We start from the raw sequence: 18,744 nt of genomic DNA, 5'->3' as shown, positions 1-18,744 counted from the left end.
ACAGCCCACCACACGGTGGGTTTTTTAATGGGCGCATTTTTATGAGCAATGAAAAATTCATTTGGGAAAATAGTCTGGATGGTAATTCAACTACTCAGAGCTTCAATGTCCTAAGTAGTAAATTCGGCGATGGATACGAACAACACGTATCAGTTGGAATCAATAACCGAAAAGGTCAATGGGCATATAGCCGAACTGGATATTCCGCAGAGATTAAGCAAATCAAAGCCTTTCTTGATCGGCATAAGGGGGCAGATTCCTTTTTATGGGATGCACCTTTAGAGGGAGAAGTCAGAGTTAAAGCCGATGTTCAATATCAGTTAACAAATATAGGTGCTGACGTCTGGCAGATCTCAACCACTTTCTATCAACAGTTTTAAAAATTAACTAATCCACGCCCCGCATTGTCGGGGCTTTTTCATACAAGGAAAAACTATGTCAAAGCAACTTACATTCATCGAAGCTAAATTAACGTCAACATTAATTACCAGAATCGAAGCATGGGTCTATGACTACGGCGAATCATTGAAATACGTTTCGATTGATTACGATAAACAAAGTGATGGTGTATTGGTGAGTTTTCTGGAAGGTGAAGATTCTCAACAAAAGCGCCTGTCTTTACGTGAAGCAGAATTTGTAACCTGGTTAATTCCGCAAGTCCGAAGTCTTGAAACAAATAATAACTGTTCAATTGAGAGCATTAAAATTATTTACGATGCAAAAGGACTTCTTTTGGATATTTTAGAGGTTTCAAATGCTACGGAGTGATTTCCAAAAACTTTTTGTTGATGGACTCGTTACACTATTTGAACTGGATGCCAGTGCTTTAGGGGCTGGCATTTTACGTTTTCATGGTCTGGCACAGGCAGGCAATATCATTTGGCAAGGTGATGTTTTTGAGCCAATGACATTGGAAGTTGATGGCCTTGAGATGCGAACAGATGGTAGGGCATCAAACCCAACAATAAGAATGGGCAATAAGATTGGAGAGATTCAGGGAGCCGTATCCATCTACTGCTTAAAGTTTCAAGATCTTGTTGGTTCAAAGTTGAAAGTGATTAAAACCTTGTCCAAGTACCTTGATGCTGAAAATTTTGCAGATGGGAACCCGACAGCCTCAAATGAATCCGAGTTCCAGCTCTGGTATATCGAGCAAAAAACATCTGAAAACGCGATGGAAATTACTTTTGAATTAAGAAATCCATGCGAATTTAAAAATCAAAGAATCCCTGCACTTCAAATTACCTCAATGTGTCCTTGGGCAATTGCTGGCTATCGTGGTGAACGGTGCGGTTATATTGGCACAGCCATGTTTGATGAAAAAAATCAGCCAACGGATGATCCTGCTCAAGATCGTTGTCCAGGATATTTAAAATCATGTCGCCTGCGTAAAAATGAGTCACGGTTTGGCGGGCAACCTGCTTCCAATATGGTGGGATAAATAGATGAAACTCACAGCTAAATTAAAAAAATCAATTATAGTGCATGCCTCTGAAACATATCCTGATGAATGTTGCGGAGTCATTGTAGGCCGTGAATATTTGCCATGTCGTAATATTTCAGAGCAGAAAGATGCTTTTGAGATCCATCCAGAAGATTTGGCGAATGCTGAAGATCGAGGGACGATAGTCGCTTATGTCCACTCTCATCCTGATGCAACAACCAGGGCTTCTGATCTGGATTTAAAGCAAATTGAACTACATCAAAAGCCGTGGGTGATTTGTTCATATCCTGAGATTGATTTTACAGTTTATAAGCCTTGTGGGTTTCAATTTCCATTGATTGGTCGAAACTATCATCATGGTTGGCAAGATTGTTATTCACTTGTTCGTGATTTTTATGAACGTGAATTCGGTATTCAATTGATGGATTTTAATAGGGATGATCTTTGGTGGGAATCTAAAGATCATCCTTCTTTGTATTTAGATAATTACCAGAAAGCTGGGTTTTATGAAGTTGAAATACCACAGTACGGGGACATGATTCTTTGTAGGGTTGGGCGTACTGAACATCCTAATCACGCCGTGATATGGCTGGGAGATCAAACTGAATTGAAATCTGAGCAAACGGAGCCATGTTTTGGCGGGTCTTTAATCCTCCATCATCCATACAATAAAAAATCATTGAGAGAGCCTTATGGTCATCAATGGGAGCAACGTAAAGTAAAGGTGCTTCGTCATGTTGAAAAGCGTTAAGTTATACGGCGTTCTCGCTGAAAAATTCGGATCTGAATTCAAGTTGGCTGTAGATTCACCCAAAGAGGCAATTCGAGCGCTTTCAGTTCAGTTACCTGGTTTTGAAAAGTTCCTTCGCCACGCTCATGAAATGGGTTTATGTTTTGCCCTTTTTATTGGTGGGCAAAAACGAGGCAGGGGCAAGAAAGCACCAGCTATTTATGATCCAGTAACGAAACGTCAAATCTATGGACATAATATTGGCGAAGCTGAATTAGGGATGCTTACGGATGAATCCGTGATCAAGATTATCCCCCGTGTCATTGGTGCTGGTGGTAATGGGTTACTTCAAACGATATTGGGTGCCGCAATGGTTGCTGTTGGCGTTTTTACAGGTCAGGTTTACTTAATAGGTGCTGGTGCAGGCATGATTATGGGTGGCGTGGCTCAAATGCTAATGCCAAAAATAAGTATTGAAGATCAAAACCAAGACGGAAATAAGGCAAACAAAGGTTTTGGTGGTGCTGTTACTACCGTTGCACAGGGTAATCCAATTCCAGTATTGATTGGTGAACGTGAAATTGGCGGTTTTATTCTTGCAGGGAATCAATATCCTGAAGATTTGCTATAACGTGTTTATTTGAATTTTAAGGCGCTTTGTAGGCGTCTTTTTTATTGTCTAGAGAAAAGATATGCATGCAGTTGTTAAAGGTGAAAAAGCTGGATCAGGAAAAGCTAGAAAGCCTGTGATTGCGCCTGATTCAGCGCAATCCCGGACATTCATTAAAGTTTTACATGGCCTGTCATGGGGCGAAATTGAAAGCGTGAATGAAGGTTTAATTTATGCAGAAGATACACCCCTTAAAGATTCAAATGGTGCGTGGAATTTCCAGAATATTAGCGTCGAAACACGGAACGGAACAAATGATCAGGAATACATCAAAGGCTTTCCTGATATCACCTCAGAAAGTCAGATCAATGTAGAGCTTAAGAATTCAACACCTTGGGTTAAGTCGATTACTAATTTAGATTTAGACTCAGTATCTATACGCATGCGTTTTGATGCACTTAGAGAGCAAAAAGATAATGGCGATGTGACGGGTACGACTGTTGAGTATGCAATTGATTTACAGACGGATGGCGGTACGTGGACAGAAGTCATCAAAGCAAAAGTATCTGATAAAACCTCACCCAATTATGAAAGACAACATCGAATTGAATTACCAAAAGCGGATCATGGCTGGCAGATCCGTGCACGTCGATTAACTCCTGATTCAACATCTGATCTGATAAGCAACAAGATGTACGTGCGTGCAATGGTTGAATCTATCGATGCAAAACTTGCATATCCGAATATTGCATTGCTTTATTTACAATACGATGCTGGAACTTTTGGGGGGAATGTTGCGAAAATTTCAGCAAGAGCGAAAGGGATTCGAATTCCTGTAGCAACGAATTACGATCCTGAAACTGGTAAATATACCGGGATGTGGGATGGGCTTTATAAAGAAGCTTACACAACAAATCCTGCTTGGCACTTTCTCAATATTTGTTTGAATAAAGACTACGGTCTGGGTAATCGTATTGATGCCGCAATGATTGATAAATGGTCTGTTTACCAGCTTGCACAATACTGTGATGAACGTGTTCCAGATGGTAAAGGCGGTTTTGAGCCACGTTTTACATTAAATGTTTATCTACAAGCACAAGAAGACGCCTGGTCAATCTTACAAAAGATCGCTGCATCATTTCGTGCATTTATTTTTTGGGATGGTCAAAAGATTCAGTTGGGTGCTGATGTCCCGCAGGATTCGGTTTATACCTACACCTCTGCCAATATTATTGGCTTGCCAGAATATAGTGGTACTGCAGCTGAAGATCGGCACAATGTTTTTGTTGTGAAGTGGGATAATCCTAATAACCGCTTTAAAACTGAATCGTTAATTGTTCGTGATGAACAATCGATTGCAACACAAGGCATTAAAAAGCTGGAAATCGAAGCATGGGGCGTGACTTCAGAAGGGCAAGCACAGCGAGCTGGACAATGGGCTTTAAAATCCGAGAAGTATGAAACCCGTACTGTCACATTTAAAGTTGGCTTAGATGCATTAGTCCGTGATGAGTCATATTTACCTCAGGTTGGTCGTGTTATTGAGCTTGCAGATCCATTGTTTGCCGGACGTGAGAATGGCGGGCGGATTACTGCAGTCTCTAAAGATTTACTGAGCATTACTTTGGATCGTGATGATGTGGTTTGTCGTGCGGGTGACCGTCTTGTAGTGAATGGTGATAATGGTCGCGCGCAAGCCCGGGTTGTGTCCGAAATTCAAGGGCGTGTAGTTACAGTTGTCGCGCCGTTTGATTCTGTATCTGCTCAGCATGTTTGGGCGATTGATGCTCAAGATCTTGCGACAATGAAATTCCGAGTCATTTCTATTACCCAGGATGAACAGCATGAATTTACGATCACGGGTCTGCAATATAACCCTGCCAAATATGAAGCAATTGATAGTGGTGCATTCATTGATGAACGTCCAATTTCAATCATTAATCCTACACTTCAGGCACCAGTAAAAAGTGTCACCATTACGAGTGAGGCTATGCTTCAACAAGGTATTCATATTGAAAGCCTGGTGATTTCTTGGGAACAAGCCTCAGGAGCAACTCAATATCAGGTTGAGTGGCGCAAGGATAACGGCGTATGGATCAAGTTGCCAGTTACGGGCGGGAATCTGGCGGAAGTACCTGGTATTTATGCCGGTAAATATGAAGCACGTGTCACGGCAATTTCCGCTTTTAATATCGCCTCCTTGCCAACTTATTCGGCTGTTACCGAACTTAAAGGAAAACAAGGGAAACCGCCAAAACTTGCTTTCATTAAAGCAACAGGTGTGTTGTTCGGGATGAAGCTGGATTGGGGGTATCCTGCGAATGCATTGGATACTGCTTATGTTGAAATCCAGGTTTCACCTGATGGTAAAGCTAATATTGCTCAATTAGGATTATTTTCTTATCCGACTACAACCCATACGATTCAAGGTTTACAGCCAAATTTAACTCAATTTTATCGTGGCCGTTTAATTGATCGAATTGGCAATGTAGGGGGTTGGTCAGACTGGACTTCTGGAACAACGACAGTAAATGCTGAAGATGTGCTTGATCTTCTAAAAGATCAAATCAGTGAAAGCCAACTGCAGAAAGATCTTACTACTAAAATCGAAATCGGTGTTGCTGCAGGTGAGACAGCTCAACAAGCGAGTGAAGCAGCAGCACATGCAATACAAACGGCTGAACAAGCACGAAATACTGCATCAAGCGCAAATGCTGCGGCAGCCAAAGCCCTTGAAGATGCTGCAGTTGCTTCCCGAAAAACTGATGAGCTTGCTGCATCCACTCAGTCTAAATATGACAAACTTGTGGAAGATACTAATACCAAAACTCAAGCACTTGAAAACGGTATTACCCAAGAGCGTACAGATCGTATTGCTGCCGATTCAAAAATTTCTGGTGATTTTATTGCGTACAAGCAATCGAATGATTCAGCAGTTGCAAGCGCAACCACTAAAGCAGATGCAGCGGTAAATCTGTCAGAAGCCAATGCACAGCAAATCGTGACAACGAATGCTGAGCTTAAAACGAAGAATCGGACCTACTATCAAAACACAGCGCCTACGGCGAATTTGATTACTGGTGATTTGTGGTACAACACAGCTGACCAAAATAAGGTTAAACGTTGGAATGGTACGGCTTGGGTAGATGTTTCAGACCTTCGTACTGATCTTAACAGTAATGCAATTACCGCCATTAAAGCTGACGTTAAAAAGGTGGATGACAAGGCAACGTCTAATGCTTCCCGATTAGATGGTGTGGACTCAACATTGACCAGTTTACGTAAAGATGTCGACAGTAAAGCAACATCTTCTGCTGTGACTGAAATAAAAACACAGACAGATAAGAATGCAGCTGATATCAAAACAAACTCAACAGCTATTACCACTCTACAAGGAGATGTAAAAGTTGTTAAGGATGGTTTGACATCTAAAGCGGATAACAGTGTGGTGGCTGCACAGCAGCAGCAAATCACCAGTATTGATGGGCGTTTGAGTACCGCAACTCAAGACATTGTTACGATCAAGTCCAATATTACCAAGATCAATAATGATGTGGCTGAAAAGGCGAATATTCAGACGGTTAATCAGTTGGCTGGACGAGTGACCGAGACTGAAAAAGGGATTGAAACTCAATCAGATCGAATTTTATCTTTAGATAACAGAATCAATTTAACCGTTAATCGAATTAGTATTGATGGTTCAAATGATATTGCTAAAGATATTATTCAAGATGCTGTGTATTCAAAAGGTGAAGTTACCTATGTGACTGATAATGCTGCAACAGCAGGCAGATATTTACAGATGGGTAATAACAGTGGTGTAGATGTTGTATGGTTATGTTCTACTCAATTTATGCCTATAGATCCTAATCGTATGTATCGCCTTAAAGCCAGGTATAAGGTTACAGAACGTACATCATCTATGACGCAAATCTATTTAGGCATTGCTTGTAAGAATGCTGATAAGTCTAAATTTATTGATACTGGTAATAATGAAGCAAATAGCATGGGTAGTTCTACATATCTACTATCAGGACAAAATCCTACTGTAGGTGTTTGGCTTACTTATGAAGGATTTATCTCAGGTAAATCACTAGCTGCCGCAGGTGGTTCAGGTACATTAGCGTCACCTAAAACAGTACCTAATAAAGCAGCTTACATGTCACCTATGTTAGTTGCTAACTACAATTTAAATACTGGGACGACTATTTTTGACTATCTGATTCTAGAGGTGGCGGATGATATTTCTGCCATCAATGCGAGCACCACTGCAGTCAATAGTATACAAGGCAAAGTCACTAATATTGAAGGTAATATTAATGCCATTTCCAATGATGTCAGTTCGCTTAAAAATAGAGTTTCAATAGTAGAAGGCAAAGTAGAGACAAAGGCAGATGCGAATGCATTACAGGCTATTGATGCCCGAGTGAGTAAAACTGAATCTGGTTTAGTGAGTCAATCTAGCTCAATAACTAAGCTTGAGAACAGTATGGATATCGTGACAAATGCATCCCAAAACTTATTGATCAAATCTAATAAGGTTGGTGAGTACAATGGAAACTACCCGCATATCCAATATTCGTTGGGTGAGGCGTGGGAAGTTGATCAGGTGTACACACTATTTTGGTGTGCTGAGCACAAACGATCAAGCACGGATACGAATACTTCACTCGCTTTTTATGCTGGGGGTGGTACTCAATTCGTACAACAATTTCCTGTCAATGGTGGTAAGCAAATAATCAAAACTACCTTTACAAAGACCTCTGCCGGATTATCTCAGGTAGCACAATTTTATTTATTGAATAGGAGTGCAAACTCAGCTAATACAGTCGCTACAGTCTACTGGGCAGTTCTTCTTAAAGGAGATATCGGTAGTGTTAATGCCTGGTTTCCATCAGCATATGACTATACTTCGGATATTAATGCGATTAATGCTGCACAATCTTCGATGGATTCCAAGATTACAGCTATAGATGGTCGAGTTGTTTTTAACACGAATACGATTACCAGTCTAAATAGCCGAGTCAATACTGTAGAAAACAACTTAACCAGGAAGCTAGATGCATCTGTTATTAGTGGTTACTACACTAAAGCAGAAACAGATGCTAAATCTCAAGAAATTGCTCATTCTGTCACAGCAGGAAAAATTGAGGAGTACAACACGAATCTGCGTGGTGCTGGAGGTAATACTTTACTCAAGTCCAATGTGGTCAAGAGTAAACCAACAGGATCAAATCCTTATCCATTTGCTTCATATTCAAAATCAACCGCAATGGTTGTTGGTAAAAAATATACCTTGGTTTATGAAGCATCATTTTCGAAAGTTGGAGGGGCATCATTTACACCATATGGTACTGCTAACCAGCAATTAGAGAAAATTACGACATCTTTTTCTCGGCAAGTCCGCAAAGTTACATTTACAGCAACGAGTGCTCATTCTGTTATTAACTTTTATTTAGTTTCTACAGATGGTACGGAGGCTGATCGCAATGCTTCAGTCGCTACAGTCTATTGGGCAACTTTATATGAAGGTGATGTTGTCATTCCTGATGTATGGCAAGCGAGTGATGATGATACTCAGGTCTTTAACTTGTTTTCGACAGGTTATGGCGATTCGGTGTCAGCACATGGGATTAGAAATGCTGATGAAAGTGCTTATGTCTGGATAGGTGGTCGGGGAATAGGTTTACACCAATTTGATCAGGATGGGTTATGGGTTAAATCAACAAATTTTGATACTTATGGAGCAGCAGCAAATAACGATGTATTGGCAGATGCGATCATCGCTTTACCCAAAGGCACAATTGTCGCGATTACATCTTATGACGCTATTGCAGCCCCATCTCAAAAACTCAGAGATGCATTTGCAAGTTTCGGTGTATCAGCTACATCAATCCCGACAAGTGGCGGGCGGCATGTCATCTTATATGTGGGTATAAAAGGTAATGCCGTGGGAAGTGCAGTAGAGATGTTTAGTCCTGCCGTAGCGCCAGTCACCCCACCATTGTTTTACACGCTTGTACTCACCAGAGGCAAAGCAAACTCATTATCTGGGGCTGGTGGAACCTCTAATGCAATCAAGCAAATAGAAACATCTGTAACAGAGGTTGATAAAAAGCTTGTTGCGATGGGGACTGACTACAGCAATTTAAAATCAGCGGTTGACAATAACAAAGCTGAAGCTGAACGTTTATATCAAACCAAAGCCGATGCGAGCGCATCATCTGCAACACTCAGACAATCAATTACCTCTGAATACAAACAGGAGATTTTAAATACAGTTCGGATTAAAGATACTCGTAGTGTTAATCAACCACCGTCTCATTATTACCAAAACTTCCCAAGTATGACTGTAGAGGAGTTCAAGACTGCATCTGTGATTGGGCTTTCTGGTATGGGAATATATGTAACACTTAAGACGACAGTTCGATGGACAGATAGTTCTGGTGGTGCAATTGTTCAGGAAGCGAGAGCTGATGATTCCAGATTAACTAAATATCGTAAATCGGTTTCGGTTTCAGCGTGGAGTGAATGGGTTGATGATTATAAGTATTTAACTGATGCTATAGGTAAAAAGTTAGATGCTTCTGTCATCAATAATTATTCAACAACAACCGAGATGAACAGGGCGATTGGTGTTGCAAAATCGGAAGTATCTGCTGAGCTTGATGCACTTCAAGTTGGTGGAAGTAACCTGTTAAATAATCCGAGTTTCGAAAAAGATATGTCAGGTTGGAGTCGTAACGTTGGAGGAGTAGCGACTCAATACAGAGATACAACATGCCCGAGTGGTACTTATGATGTTTTGAAACTTGATTTACCTGCAGCAGGTAATGGCTGGTATCAAGGTTTTGGTTTAGCTTCTGCCAATAATGTCGGTGAGACTTTTACCACTTCAGTATGGCTAAAAGGTGCAGCAGGTGGAGAGAAAGTAATTTTGATGGGAGAAGTCCATACAGGACATCACCCAACAAATCCTATTACGCTTACGACAAGCTGGAAACGGTATGTAATTACTGCAAAGCGTTCAAATACAGCGGGTTCATTGACTTTCTATTCAAGTGATAGCAAGGCAATTACTATTTATGCATCACGCATACAGTATGAACGCGGCAGTTTTGCAACTGATTGGAAAACGCCAAACGCTGAAATACTGAATAATTTGAATGCTAATGCAGTAGCGAATACACAAACATTGGCAGAAGTAAAAGTTGTTGATGGTAAGGTTAATTCGTTGGGGACAAACTTGTCACAAGTTTCGACTACGGTGAATGGCCACACTGCATCTATTCAATCCCAGCAGTCGTCTATTAATGGGATCTATGCACAGTCATTTTTAAAGCTCGATGTAAATGGTCATGTTGCTGGTCATGGTTCAATGAACGATGGCAAAACAGCGACCATGATCTTTAATTATGATGCAATTCAATTTGGTGCGCCTAATGGTGTTACGGGCATTCCAAATAAACCATTAATGGTACTTCAAAATAGTCCAGTAACTTTACCGAATGGCACGGTTATCCCGAGAGGTTTGTATGTCGATAATGGCTATTTTGGAAGTATTGATGCTAACAAAATCAATGCTGAAAGTTTAAGTGCGATTAGTGCGAATCTTGGAACATTTACAACCAGTAATTCGAGTGGCAGCACAACCATTTCAGGTTCTTATATTGAGGTTAAGGACTCGGCTGGAAGAGTTAGAGTGAAAATAGGGGTTTGGTAATGGTAGCAGGCATTTACATAGCGGACCAAGATGGCAACGTTATCTTTGATGGTTCGCAAAGAATACCTAAAGTCTTGGCTAAAGTTGAAATTAAAAGAGGTGACGTGAGTAAGTCTGTCACCCTTCCCAAACCAATAGAGGGGGAGCTATTTTATTATTTCTCATCTGACGAACCAGACAATAATCCTTATGGGACTCCATTGGTATATAACTTCTCTGTGTCTGTATCAGGTACGACTGCGACAGTTACATATGAAGTCGTATATCAAGCAATGCCAACTTTTGGTGGCAATTTCACTGTATATATTGGAGAGTATTAATGGCTGAGTACGTTAATATTATTAATGATTATACAACTGTAATTGACGATACTTTTTATAATTTAGCTCTGGTAAGAAAGGAAAGACACTATTTTACGCCAAATGAACCAGGGCTAACTTACTATTCCAGAGGTTTTGATATAGACACTACTGGAATTGAAAATCCTCTAGTTGCTTATAGTTCTGTGTGTGCCACAGCATATTATGGGATGTCCCCTAACTCTGTAACTCTAAGTGTTACAGCATTAAATCAACAAGGCATTCCAAATGCTGTGGCAAACTTAAATGACCCTACAAAATACTTAGATGTATATATATTTGGTAAACCTAAGGATAATACCCCTAATGTAGGTATGAAGATCTGGGATGAACAAGGTAAATTAGTTTTTGACGCAAACCATAAATATATGCGCCCATATAGGACATATATAGAGAATGTTAATTACACTCCAAGCAATTCCAATATGAGGAATGTTTCCTTAACATTTGATAGTAATAAGACTTACGCTGTTTTCCCTTTGGGTAGGATGTTCTATGGAAGTGTGGTTACACCTGACGTAAATATATACTCTTCAGTGTGCGCAGTTGTAGGGAATACAGCCTATATATCATCTGGGATTGTAGGATATGAAGCTGATGATTTTGGCTTTGGGTGGGGAGTCTGTAAACATAGATATTTTTTTATTGATGTCACAGGATATTAAGTACACGTCAATTTAGATTAATCATATTAGTTATAGCACCCAAACGGGTGCTTTTTTATTGCCAAAAATTAGGAGGCCAATATGGCAGAACCAGTATCAACTGCAGCTGGAGCAAGTGCAGCAAAAGCAATCGGGCTTGGAACTATCTTTTTTGTATTTATCGTAGCTGCGATTGCGATTGTACTGATGATGATCCAGACCCCACGAAACGCAAAGGAGTGGGCGATAGGAATTATTACCACAATCATTTTTAGTGCTGGGCTGGGCGCAACGGTCATTCGTTATCTGGAAATTGGCCATTGGGTGAATGACTGGTTTGGCGTAGTTGGACTAGCTTTCATTATTTTTTCGTGCGGATTACCTGGTTGGTTCATTGTCCGCCTGTCTTTTAATTTCATGATCGAACGACAGGCTGAAACGATCAAAGATTTAATTAAAGAAGTGAGGAATTTAAAAAATGATAAGTAAAAAGATCACTCATCAACAAATTCAAGATCAAGCAAAGAGCCTTGGAATCGAAACGGCGAGCTTGCGCGCCGTGATTGAGGTGGAGTGTAAAAGCTCTGGATTTAATCAGGATGGTACCCCCGTTATTCTTTTTGAACGTCATGTGATGCGTCAGCGTTTAATTGCAAATGGTAAAGTTGATGTGGCTTATAGAATGATGAGACAGCGTCCAGATTTGTGCAATACAATCTCGGGAGGCTATGGCCTTTATTCGGCTCAACATGGTCGATTAAATGTAGCAGCTCAATATGATCGTACATCTGCTTTAGAATCTGCATCATGGGGACTTGGCCAAGTTATGGGGTATCACTGGAAATCACTCGGCTATCCATCGTTACAGTCATTTATTAATGCTATGTACCGTGATGAAGCATCACAGCTTGATGCAATGTGCAGATATATCAAAGTGAATAATCTGATCAATGCATTGAAAAATAGGGATTGGAAAGCCTTTGCACGTGGTTATAACGGGTCAGCTTATGCCAAGAATAACTATGATGTAAAACTAGCTAATGCTTATAAGAAGTGGAGTACTACCACATGACATTTTTAATACTTATCTCAAAATGGCGAGAAATCTTAATCGGACTTCTCGCTTTTTTATTGCTTGTTTGTTTATTTCTTTTAAATAGCAAAACAGGACAGATCGAAAAATATAAACAAGCTGAAATTATTCAACAAGCAGAGATTGATAAAGCCAAATCTGCAGCAGCACTTCAAGAAAAACAATGGTCCGAACAACTTTTAAAAGCGGAGCAAAATTACAATGCTAAACTCAAACAAATTCAATCTGATGCTGATTCCGCTCGTACTGCTGCTAACAGCTTGTCAGAACAACTCAAAGTTGCAAACAGCCGTATGTCCACAGCTTCCAGAGAAGCCAGTGACGAATACTGTGCAGCGCTCGGAAACGTATTCGAGCGAAGCATCGAAGAATATACAAAAATGGCAAAAGCAGCTGATGAACACACAGCTGATGTATGGCGATTAAGTGATGCTTGGTCATTCAAATGATTTGCAAAATATTACTTTGGCCAACCTTGGTACCATGCTTGGCCAAATTTTTTGAATTTTATAAGGATTTGTTTTTATTGTATATATTAAATATGATCTATTGGTAAAATATTACAAAAATAAAGCCCTCAGTCGAGGGCTTTATTTTATCTACGAGAAAATTTTATGATTTCAGCAGATTGCAATAATGATGTGGAGTTATTAACCCTCTCAGAGTTTAGTTTCATGTTAATAATTTGACCAAAATCATCATCTAAATATCCTTTTGGCAAACCAGCTAAAAGCTCTAAATGTTTCTTAAGCCCAAACTTATCAATAATATTAGCTTTATCAAACCCACCTTGTTCAAGCAACATTTTGATCATATTCTTAAGTAGGCTAGGCTCTTCTGGAACAGTATCAATATCATAAGGTTCAGATTTTGTGTATCCACGATAGCGGTAACTTCGCCAAAGCTTAGAAGATTGTTCGTCAGAAATAATGTTTAAAGTTTTAGCTTTATACATCATTGCACCCAAAGAAATTCCCCACCGCTTTTTCAATAGCATTAAAGATTCTAAAGAAACACGGTTTCTAGTTTCTGCAATGAATGCACTTGTTGGAAATAAAAAACAATTAGCAAAATAATGAGCCTGATCTTCAAGCTTATCAAACCAATTTTTTTTATCCTCTTCGGTTAGGTGCTTATGCATAACGATATGCCCTAACTCATGTGCTAAATCAAACCGACCTCTAAAGAAATTTTGTTTATCTGCTGCAATAAATATATAAGGTCTATCATTTATCCAGGCAGAAGTACCATCCATTTCCTCATAACCAATTTCAAATCTGGTAACAACAATACCTGCGCGCTCAACACGCTTCATCAAATTTGGAATTGGAGAAACTCCTAATCCCCAATGGTTGCGCAAATTTTCAGCTAGTAACTGAATTTTCCCTTCATTTAACGATAAAGACTCCTCTCTGGTTAGAGCGGGAATTAAATCAACTTTAGGGAAAGAAATCCATTCATCAGCAATAGATTGTATCTCGGCTAAATTTATTAGCATTGAGTTTGATCTAAAACATGGAGCTTTAAGTACACGTTTTTTTGCACGATTTAAAAATAAAGGATTACCAAAATTAGGAACCTCACGAGTAAACCAATGCACAGGAATGCCAAAAGCTTCAGCTAAATTGATTAATACTTCTGGTTGAGGGCTATGAGTACCATCTTCCCATTTGGTAACAGTAGATGGCGCAACATCAATCATTGTAGCCAAAGCAGTTTTACTTAAGTCATCGTACATTTGACGGGCAAGTTTCAACCTATTTGGCTCGAACTTATCTATACCCAACATTGTCTGTACCTCCAATTTTTTACTCACCTGAAGCGCGGGAGCTATCATCAGCCTCTTCAAGGCGCTTCTTGATCGCAAGTATAGGTTCTTCTGCTACATCAGTCATCGGTTCAGAAGCAGATTTTACTAGTTCAGCTAAACTAAAAGTAAGAATTGGTCTATTTTCAATAGGATGTGGAATAATAAAATCAAGATCTAACAACTCAAAATCTGAGTTCCAATAACCTGTTACACATACAAAGAGTAAGTCGTCGAGATTAACATCCTCGTCTAGTATAGCTTTTACTAGGAGGTCTCGTTGTCCATCTTTGATTAACCCAATATTTGAACGGGATTGTTCTAAGTAGAATTTTGCATTTTTAGTATTAATTGAATCTCTGCGCATGATGACAATATGACAAGATGGCGTAGTCATTTGGACAAACTGATGTCCTTTAGGTTTTGTATCCTGAACGACAGCATTATGCCCAGATTCTTCAGCACTAGCCAAAAGTGCATCCATTAATAAACCTGGTTCATATTTAGCACTCTCTTGACGAGCAAGTTCTGGTGAGCGGTAAATTTCTTGAACAAAGTTATCTTTTTCTAATAATCTATTCTTAATAGAAAAAACTAAACTATTAAGAAAATTGTTACCAAATTCATGAGCAATTCGGCTAAGAATGTGTGGGCGAAGTTCGGTTATATCCATAATTATGTAGCTCATATGANTTTGTCAAAATGTATCATATTTATTTCGTATCATGTATATTTTTTTGATTATTTTTAAATTGCGTTAGTGAACAGCACAATAACTGATCACTTGTTAAAGGATTTATACCAAATTGAATACTATAGGGAACCAATTCAACGAGGAATATTTTTTGAAATGGTTAGCAACAGGGTAATCCAAAATGACACCATCACCGATATAAACCAATGGTTCACATGGTGCAAATTGGAGCTTGTTACTCTTTATTAGAAAATCTATTGCTTGTATAAATTCTTCCGTAACATTGGGCCATAACAACAAGTTGTATTCAGTTAAAATAAAATCCCAATCACCTTTAATTTCAGGAAATTCATTTTGAAACTCAACAAATGAAACATTCCCACCTTTGTGTCTTACAAATCTAATTAATTTTTCATGAAGTAGGGTATTATCTATTAAAGTTTCTCCAATAGTTCCCAATACTGGAATCATTCTTGGTCCTGCATTTCGTGCCTTAGATACGATCTCAACCAACTCATCATAAGTCAGGTTAAAAGAGTCTGAACTATCAAAAACGTATTTGACATTTTTACCTTTCAACTCAGGAGGAGTTTCAGGAATAAACCGAGCAGGTATTAACTCTTGAGTAAGCTTCTCATCTGTTAAGCGCTTAATGTCTGGAATATTTCCATCAAATTTTTTCATAATTATTACTCTTACAAAAGTTTGTGCTATGCATCAATATATACATAAGGCTTCCTTTAATCTTCTTTTCAATATGATGATCTTTTATTTGATCATTAATTTAACCCTAACCAATTTAAAAACTTCTCCCAAAGACTAATTTCTCTTTTAGTGCATTTTCCAGCCATATAATCGTGTATTTCATACTGATTATTTTTTAATGCAACACAGAAATCCAAACCATAAGCTCGTTGTACACCGCCAATTGTTACATTATATGGAGAGTTTAACTGTATTTTATTGAATTGGTTGAAATTTGATTTATTCAAAAGTATGCAATTGTTTTTTGAAGGATAATTCCTTTGAAAGTTGCTTTCATAACTCCATGATTCATCGATTTTTTTAGATAAATTTAAAACAACAACAGTGTAGTCGCCTTTTTCATCTACATTACTAATTGAAAAGCATGGTGTATTTTCTTTAATACTTACTTCTACCTTACCCCCCTTATAAGGAGTAGATACCGCTTGCGTATTGGAGATAAAGCCTACACCAATTAAAATAATTACTAGATATTCTTTTTTAATAAGATTTAGGCTCTTTGCCATAATAAATTTTTCCATAGTTTTTTGATAGAAGAGATTTATTACAATTGAGTCAGAAGACATTCTGCAAATGGCTGGTTAAGCCCAGAAGCCTTTGAGCAGAAATATTTCAAAAATTTAGGGGGAGTTGATAGTCCACGATATTGTCTAGAATTAGATTTCTCTTTGGCTTAGCTCTTTTACATTTGAGCAACCAATTAATTTAATGTAAAAAATAAGGGCATCACTACTAATAATTTTTTCATTAATATTAATCTACCTTGCTTTATTAATGACATCTTCATACATAATCAAAGCACCTTGTTTCATCGATTCATCTTTCATCGCATCAATAGAGTTTTTCATTTTTGATAAATATTCCTGATGACCTGCCTGATACATCTCTAAAAAATATGAAAACTCAGCAAAAGGATACATTGGATCATTTTTTTGACTAGCACCTAAGTCCTGTTTTATTGCATTTGCAGCAGCCTCATGACATTGTTGTATTGTATTTTGTTCTTCGTTTAATTTTTTCAATAATTGACATTTAAATACTAATTTAGATGTTGTATTTTTTTCTTTAAGTTGTTGTTCATTCAATATATATGCCTCTTTATTCATGTTAAGTAAAAGATACACATTCATCAAAATACGCTCTCTTTGTTTTTTATCCTCTATGTTTTTAATATCAGGAATGAGAGGGGTTAAAGCATTCTTAATTTTATTTTCATCACTACTAGTTATTACATTTGAGGCTACATTGTTATAGTTTTCAATAATTTTTTTATCATTTACCGACAGCCGGTCTTTTAAATCTATAACTTTATTAGGCGAATCATCATTTTTTACATCATTAGCAGTATTACCACATGCAGTAATAGTTAATGATGATACCAGGAAGAAAAGAGGGATTAATTTTGTTTTCATGAGATAGGTCGTGATGCTGAGCTTAATGTGAATGTGTATTTTGTTGAAGGAGGAGTTGGAATTAGTGATCCTCCATCAAATTTTGCTATATACCCTAATACTATGGATACAGTTACTATTTGCAAGTTGGGTTCAGGTAACTGTATTTTACAACTCCCAACTGGCTCTTTACCTTTGGTAGTATCCCAATAACCTTCTTTTAGCTCTAAATTTTTAGAAGTTAATAGACTCTTTTCACGAGAAATATTTACTGTTCCAGTCGGTATGATTTTCGCGTCATTTTTTAGTACAGGAGGGATATAAGAAACTGTAATAAATAGCTCTAAATCCTTAACAATGTATGTAACGAAAAAAGTGCAAGCTCCTGATAAAACTTGAGTCGCAACACCTAAAAGGCTTTTTCTATCCTCATCGTAAGGTGGTAAAAATGTTTTGAATGAAACATGGTCTGTTTTATTTCGTTCTATATAATAAATTTCGTGTTTTTCTTTTTCTCTTAAATTATTAGTTAAATCTGATTTAGAGAGAGACTGTTGCTGAGCTGCTGCAGACATACCAGCAGAACCTCTACTCATACCGCCACCATTGTCACCAACAACTAAAGATTGTTTAGGTAATAACTTACAACCACACGATAAGGAGTCTCCTGCACGTGCAGTGGGTCTACCACTAACTTGAAAATATTGATCTCCTGAAACAATAGTTGAAACGGTTTTATGAAGAGGGCATGAAGCCTTATGTCCAACACATGCGATTGGAATACCTTCAACCAAGAAAGAGGAATCACCCTCAAGAACTACACCGCCACCAGTGGTGGGGCAGCCTATTGTTATATATGGAGTTGCTATTTTTATTACCTTTATAATTTATTTATGATCAAGAAAGCCTTTAGGCTTAGGTACATCTGGAAAAATAGAAATTGCTAATGATGTATTTGGGCTATCAATAATTTCGTCCCCATTTTCTAATCTACTACCAATTAAAGCAGCAGATTTTCCATCAATAACTAATGCTGTACCAGCGCCTGAAATAATTTTCGCTGTTGTTCCATCTGGATAAATTGCCTCATCACCAATACGAGCAACAGACATATTTTTAATTTTAAACTCTTTGTATGAAGCCCTTACCAATCCCCCTAATTTCGTTTTAGCGCCGTTTACGGCACAATAATACATTTTGCGTGGCTTGTTTGCCCAGTATAAAGCCTCAGCTCTCTGAAGCTGTTCTATCTCTTCTTTGGATAAATCCTTTAATTGCTCTTTAGGCAAATCGTTTAAAAAAATAGGACTAGTCATTATTGTTACCATGCGTAGCGTAAGTTTTATTAGATTTTTAACTTATCAAAATTTGATCAAGTATTGAGTTTAAAAGAATTTGCAAAGGAAGAGTAGGGCAAAATGTAAAGTTTGTACTGTTTTTTGCATTCTTTTTTGAGATTTTTTACGCTTTATTTACGCCATAAT

Annotated in this window: 17 protein-coding genes and 1 pseudogene; 11 read left to right on the top strand and 7 right to left on the bottom strand. The window is 38.2% G+C overall.

Annotation, left to right across the window (positions count from 1 at the left end; all coding sequences use genetic code 11):
- Window positions 1-41: 41 nt before the first annotated feature.
- The 11 genes from KPC_RS01600 to KPC_RS01540 all read left to right on the top strand — a co-directional run bounded on the left by KPC_RS01600 (window position 42) and on the right by KPC_RS01540 (window position 13,052).
- Window positions 42-380 (top strand): phage tail protein, encoded by a 339-nt coding sequence (locus KPC_RS01600; RefSeq protein ID WP_121972688.1) that lies wholly within the window; start codon window positions 42-44, stop codon window positions 378-380.
- Window positions 381-435: 55 nt separating this feature from the next.
- Window positions 436-768: a hypothetical protein gene (locus KPC_RS01595; protein WP_121972687.1), complete on the top strand. Its 333-nt coding sequence runs from the start codon at window positions 436-438 to the stop codon at window positions 766-768.
- Window positions 755-1,441: a phage minor tail protein L gene (locus tag KPC_RS01590; RefSeq protein ID WP_121972686.1), complete on the top strand. Its 687-nt coding sequence runs from the start codon at window positions 755-757 to the stop codon at window positions 1,439-1,441. The genes KPC_RS01595 and KPC_RS01590 overlap by 14 nt, the downstream gene beginning before the upstream one ends.
- A gap of 4 nt (window positions 1,442-1,445) precedes the next feature.
- Window positions 1,446-2,195, top strand: coding sequence for a C40 family peptidase (locus tag KPC_RS01585; RefSeq protein ID WP_121972685.1), 750 nt, complete (start codon window positions 1,446-1,448; stop codon window positions 2,193-2,195).
- Window positions 2,179-2,805, top strand: a complete 627-nt coding sequence (locus KPC_RS01580) for a tail assembly protein (RefSeq protein WP_121972684.1) — start codon at window positions 2,179-2,181, stop codon at window positions 2,803-2,805. Before KPC_RS01585 ends, KPC_RS01580 begins: the two co-directional genes overlap by 17 nt.
- Before the next feature lie 61 nt (window positions 2,806-2,866).
- Window positions 2,867-10,507 (top strand): TipJ family phage tail tip protein, encoded by a 7,641-nt coding sequence (gpJ, locus tag KPC_RS20705; protein ID WP_228212116.1) that lies wholly within the window; start codon window positions 2,867-2,869, stop codon window positions 10,505-10,507.
- A 104-nt stretch (window positions 10,508-10,611) separates the two neighbouring features.
- Complete coding sequence (locus KPC_RS01560) at window positions 10,612-10,827, top strand: hypothetical protein (protein ID WP_146196612.1); 216 nt, start codon at window positions 10,612-10,614, stop codon at window positions 10,825-10,827.
- Window positions 10,827-11,531 (top strand): hypothetical protein, encoded by a 705-nt coding sequence (locus KPC_RS01555; protein WP_121972682.1) that lies wholly within the window; start codon window positions 10,827-10,829, stop codon window positions 11,529-11,531. The genes KPC_RS01560 and KPC_RS01555 overlap by 1 nt, the downstream gene beginning before the upstream one ends.
- An 81-nt stretch (window positions 11,532-11,612) precedes the next feature.
- Window positions 11,613-11,999: a DUF2304 family protein gene (locus tag KPC_RS01550; RefSeq protein ID WP_121972681.1), complete on the top strand. Its 387-nt coding sequence runs from the start codon at window positions 11,613-11,615 to the stop codon at window positions 11,997-11,999.
- The gene (locus KPC_RS01545; protein WP_121972717.1) at window positions 11,992-12,582 is read left to right on the top strand and encodes an N-acetylmuramidase family protein; all 591 of its coding nucleotides are present in this window, start codon (window positions 11,992-11,994) and stop codon (window positions 12,580-12,582) included. The genes KPC_RS01550 and KPC_RS01545 overlap by 8 nt, the downstream gene beginning before the upstream one ends.
- Window positions 12,579-13,052 (top strand): hypothetical protein, encoded by a 474-nt coding sequence (locus KPC_RS01540; protein WP_121972680.1) that lies wholly within the window; start codon window positions 12,579-12,581, stop codon window positions 13,050-13,052. The genes KPC_RS01545 and KPC_RS01540 overlap by 4 nt, the downstream gene beginning before the upstream one ends.
- A gap of 146 nt (window positions 13,053-13,198) precedes the next feature.
- Here the strand turns inward: KPC_RS01540 and KPC_RS01535 are convergent, their stop codons facing one another.
- The 7 genes and pseudogenes from KPC_RS01535 to KPC_RS01505 all read right to left on the bottom strand — a co-directional run bounded on the left by KPC_RS01535 (window position 13,199) and on the right by KPC_RS01505 (window position 18,576).
- Window positions 13,199-14,392, bottom strand: coding sequence for a helix-turn-helix domain-containing protein (locus tag KPC_RS01535; protein ID WP_121972679.1), 1,194 nt, complete (start codon window positions 14,390-14,392; stop codon window positions 13,199-13,201).
- Window positions 14,393-14,411: 19 nt separating this feature from the next.
- A complete protein-coding gene (locus tag KPC_RS01530) occupies window positions 14,412-15,083 on the bottom strand; it encodes a hypothetical protein (RefSeq protein ID WP_121972678.1) in 672 nt (223 codons plus the stop codon).
- A gap of 465 nt (window positions 15,084-15,548) precedes the next feature.
- Window positions 15,549-15,788 (bottom strand): annotated as a pseudogene (locus KPC_RS20700) (hypothetical protein); the annotation flags it as partial.
- A gap of 95 nt (window positions 15,789-15,883) precedes the next feature.
- Window positions 15,884-16,375: an NF045616 family extracytoplasmic (lipo)protein gene (locus KPC_RS01520; RefSeq protein WP_121972677.1), complete on the bottom strand. Its 492-nt coding sequence runs from the start codon at window positions 16,373-16,375 to the stop codon at window positions 15,884-15,886.
- A 252-nt stretch (window positions 16,376-16,627) separates the two neighbouring features.
- Window positions 16,628-17,281 carry a hypothetical protein gene (locus KPC_RS01515; RefSeq protein ID WP_228212114.1) on the bottom strand — a complete coding sequence of 218 codons (654 nt, stop codon included), beginning with the start codon at window positions 17,279-17,281 and terminating at the stop codon, window positions 16,628-16,630.
- Window positions 17,278-18,129 carry a PAAR domain-containing protein gene (locus KPC_RS01510; RefSeq protein ID WP_121972676.1) on the bottom strand — a complete coding sequence of 284 codons (852 nt, stop codon included), beginning with the start codon at window positions 18,127-18,129 and terminating at the stop codon, window positions 17,278-17,280. The genes KPC_RS01515 and KPC_RS01510 overlap by 4 nt, the downstream gene beginning before the upstream one ends.
- An 18-nt stretch (window positions 18,130-18,147) precedes the next feature.
- Complete coding sequence (locus KPC_RS01505; RefSeq protein ID WP_171334406.1) at window positions 18,148-18,576, bottom strand: PAAR domain-containing protein; 429 nt, start codon at window positions 18,574-18,576, stop codon at window positions 18,148-18,150.
- Window positions 18,577-18,744: the final 168 nt, after the last annotated feature.

The sequence above is a fragment of the Acinetobacter stercoris genome (assembly GCF_900323515.1).
GTDB lineage: Bacteria > Pseudomonadota > Gammaproteobacteria > Pseudomonadales > Moraxellaceae > Acinetobacter > Acinetobacter stercoris.
Note: the sequence above shows the minus strand (reverse complement) of the source record. Positions and strands in the feature narration are given on the sequence as shown.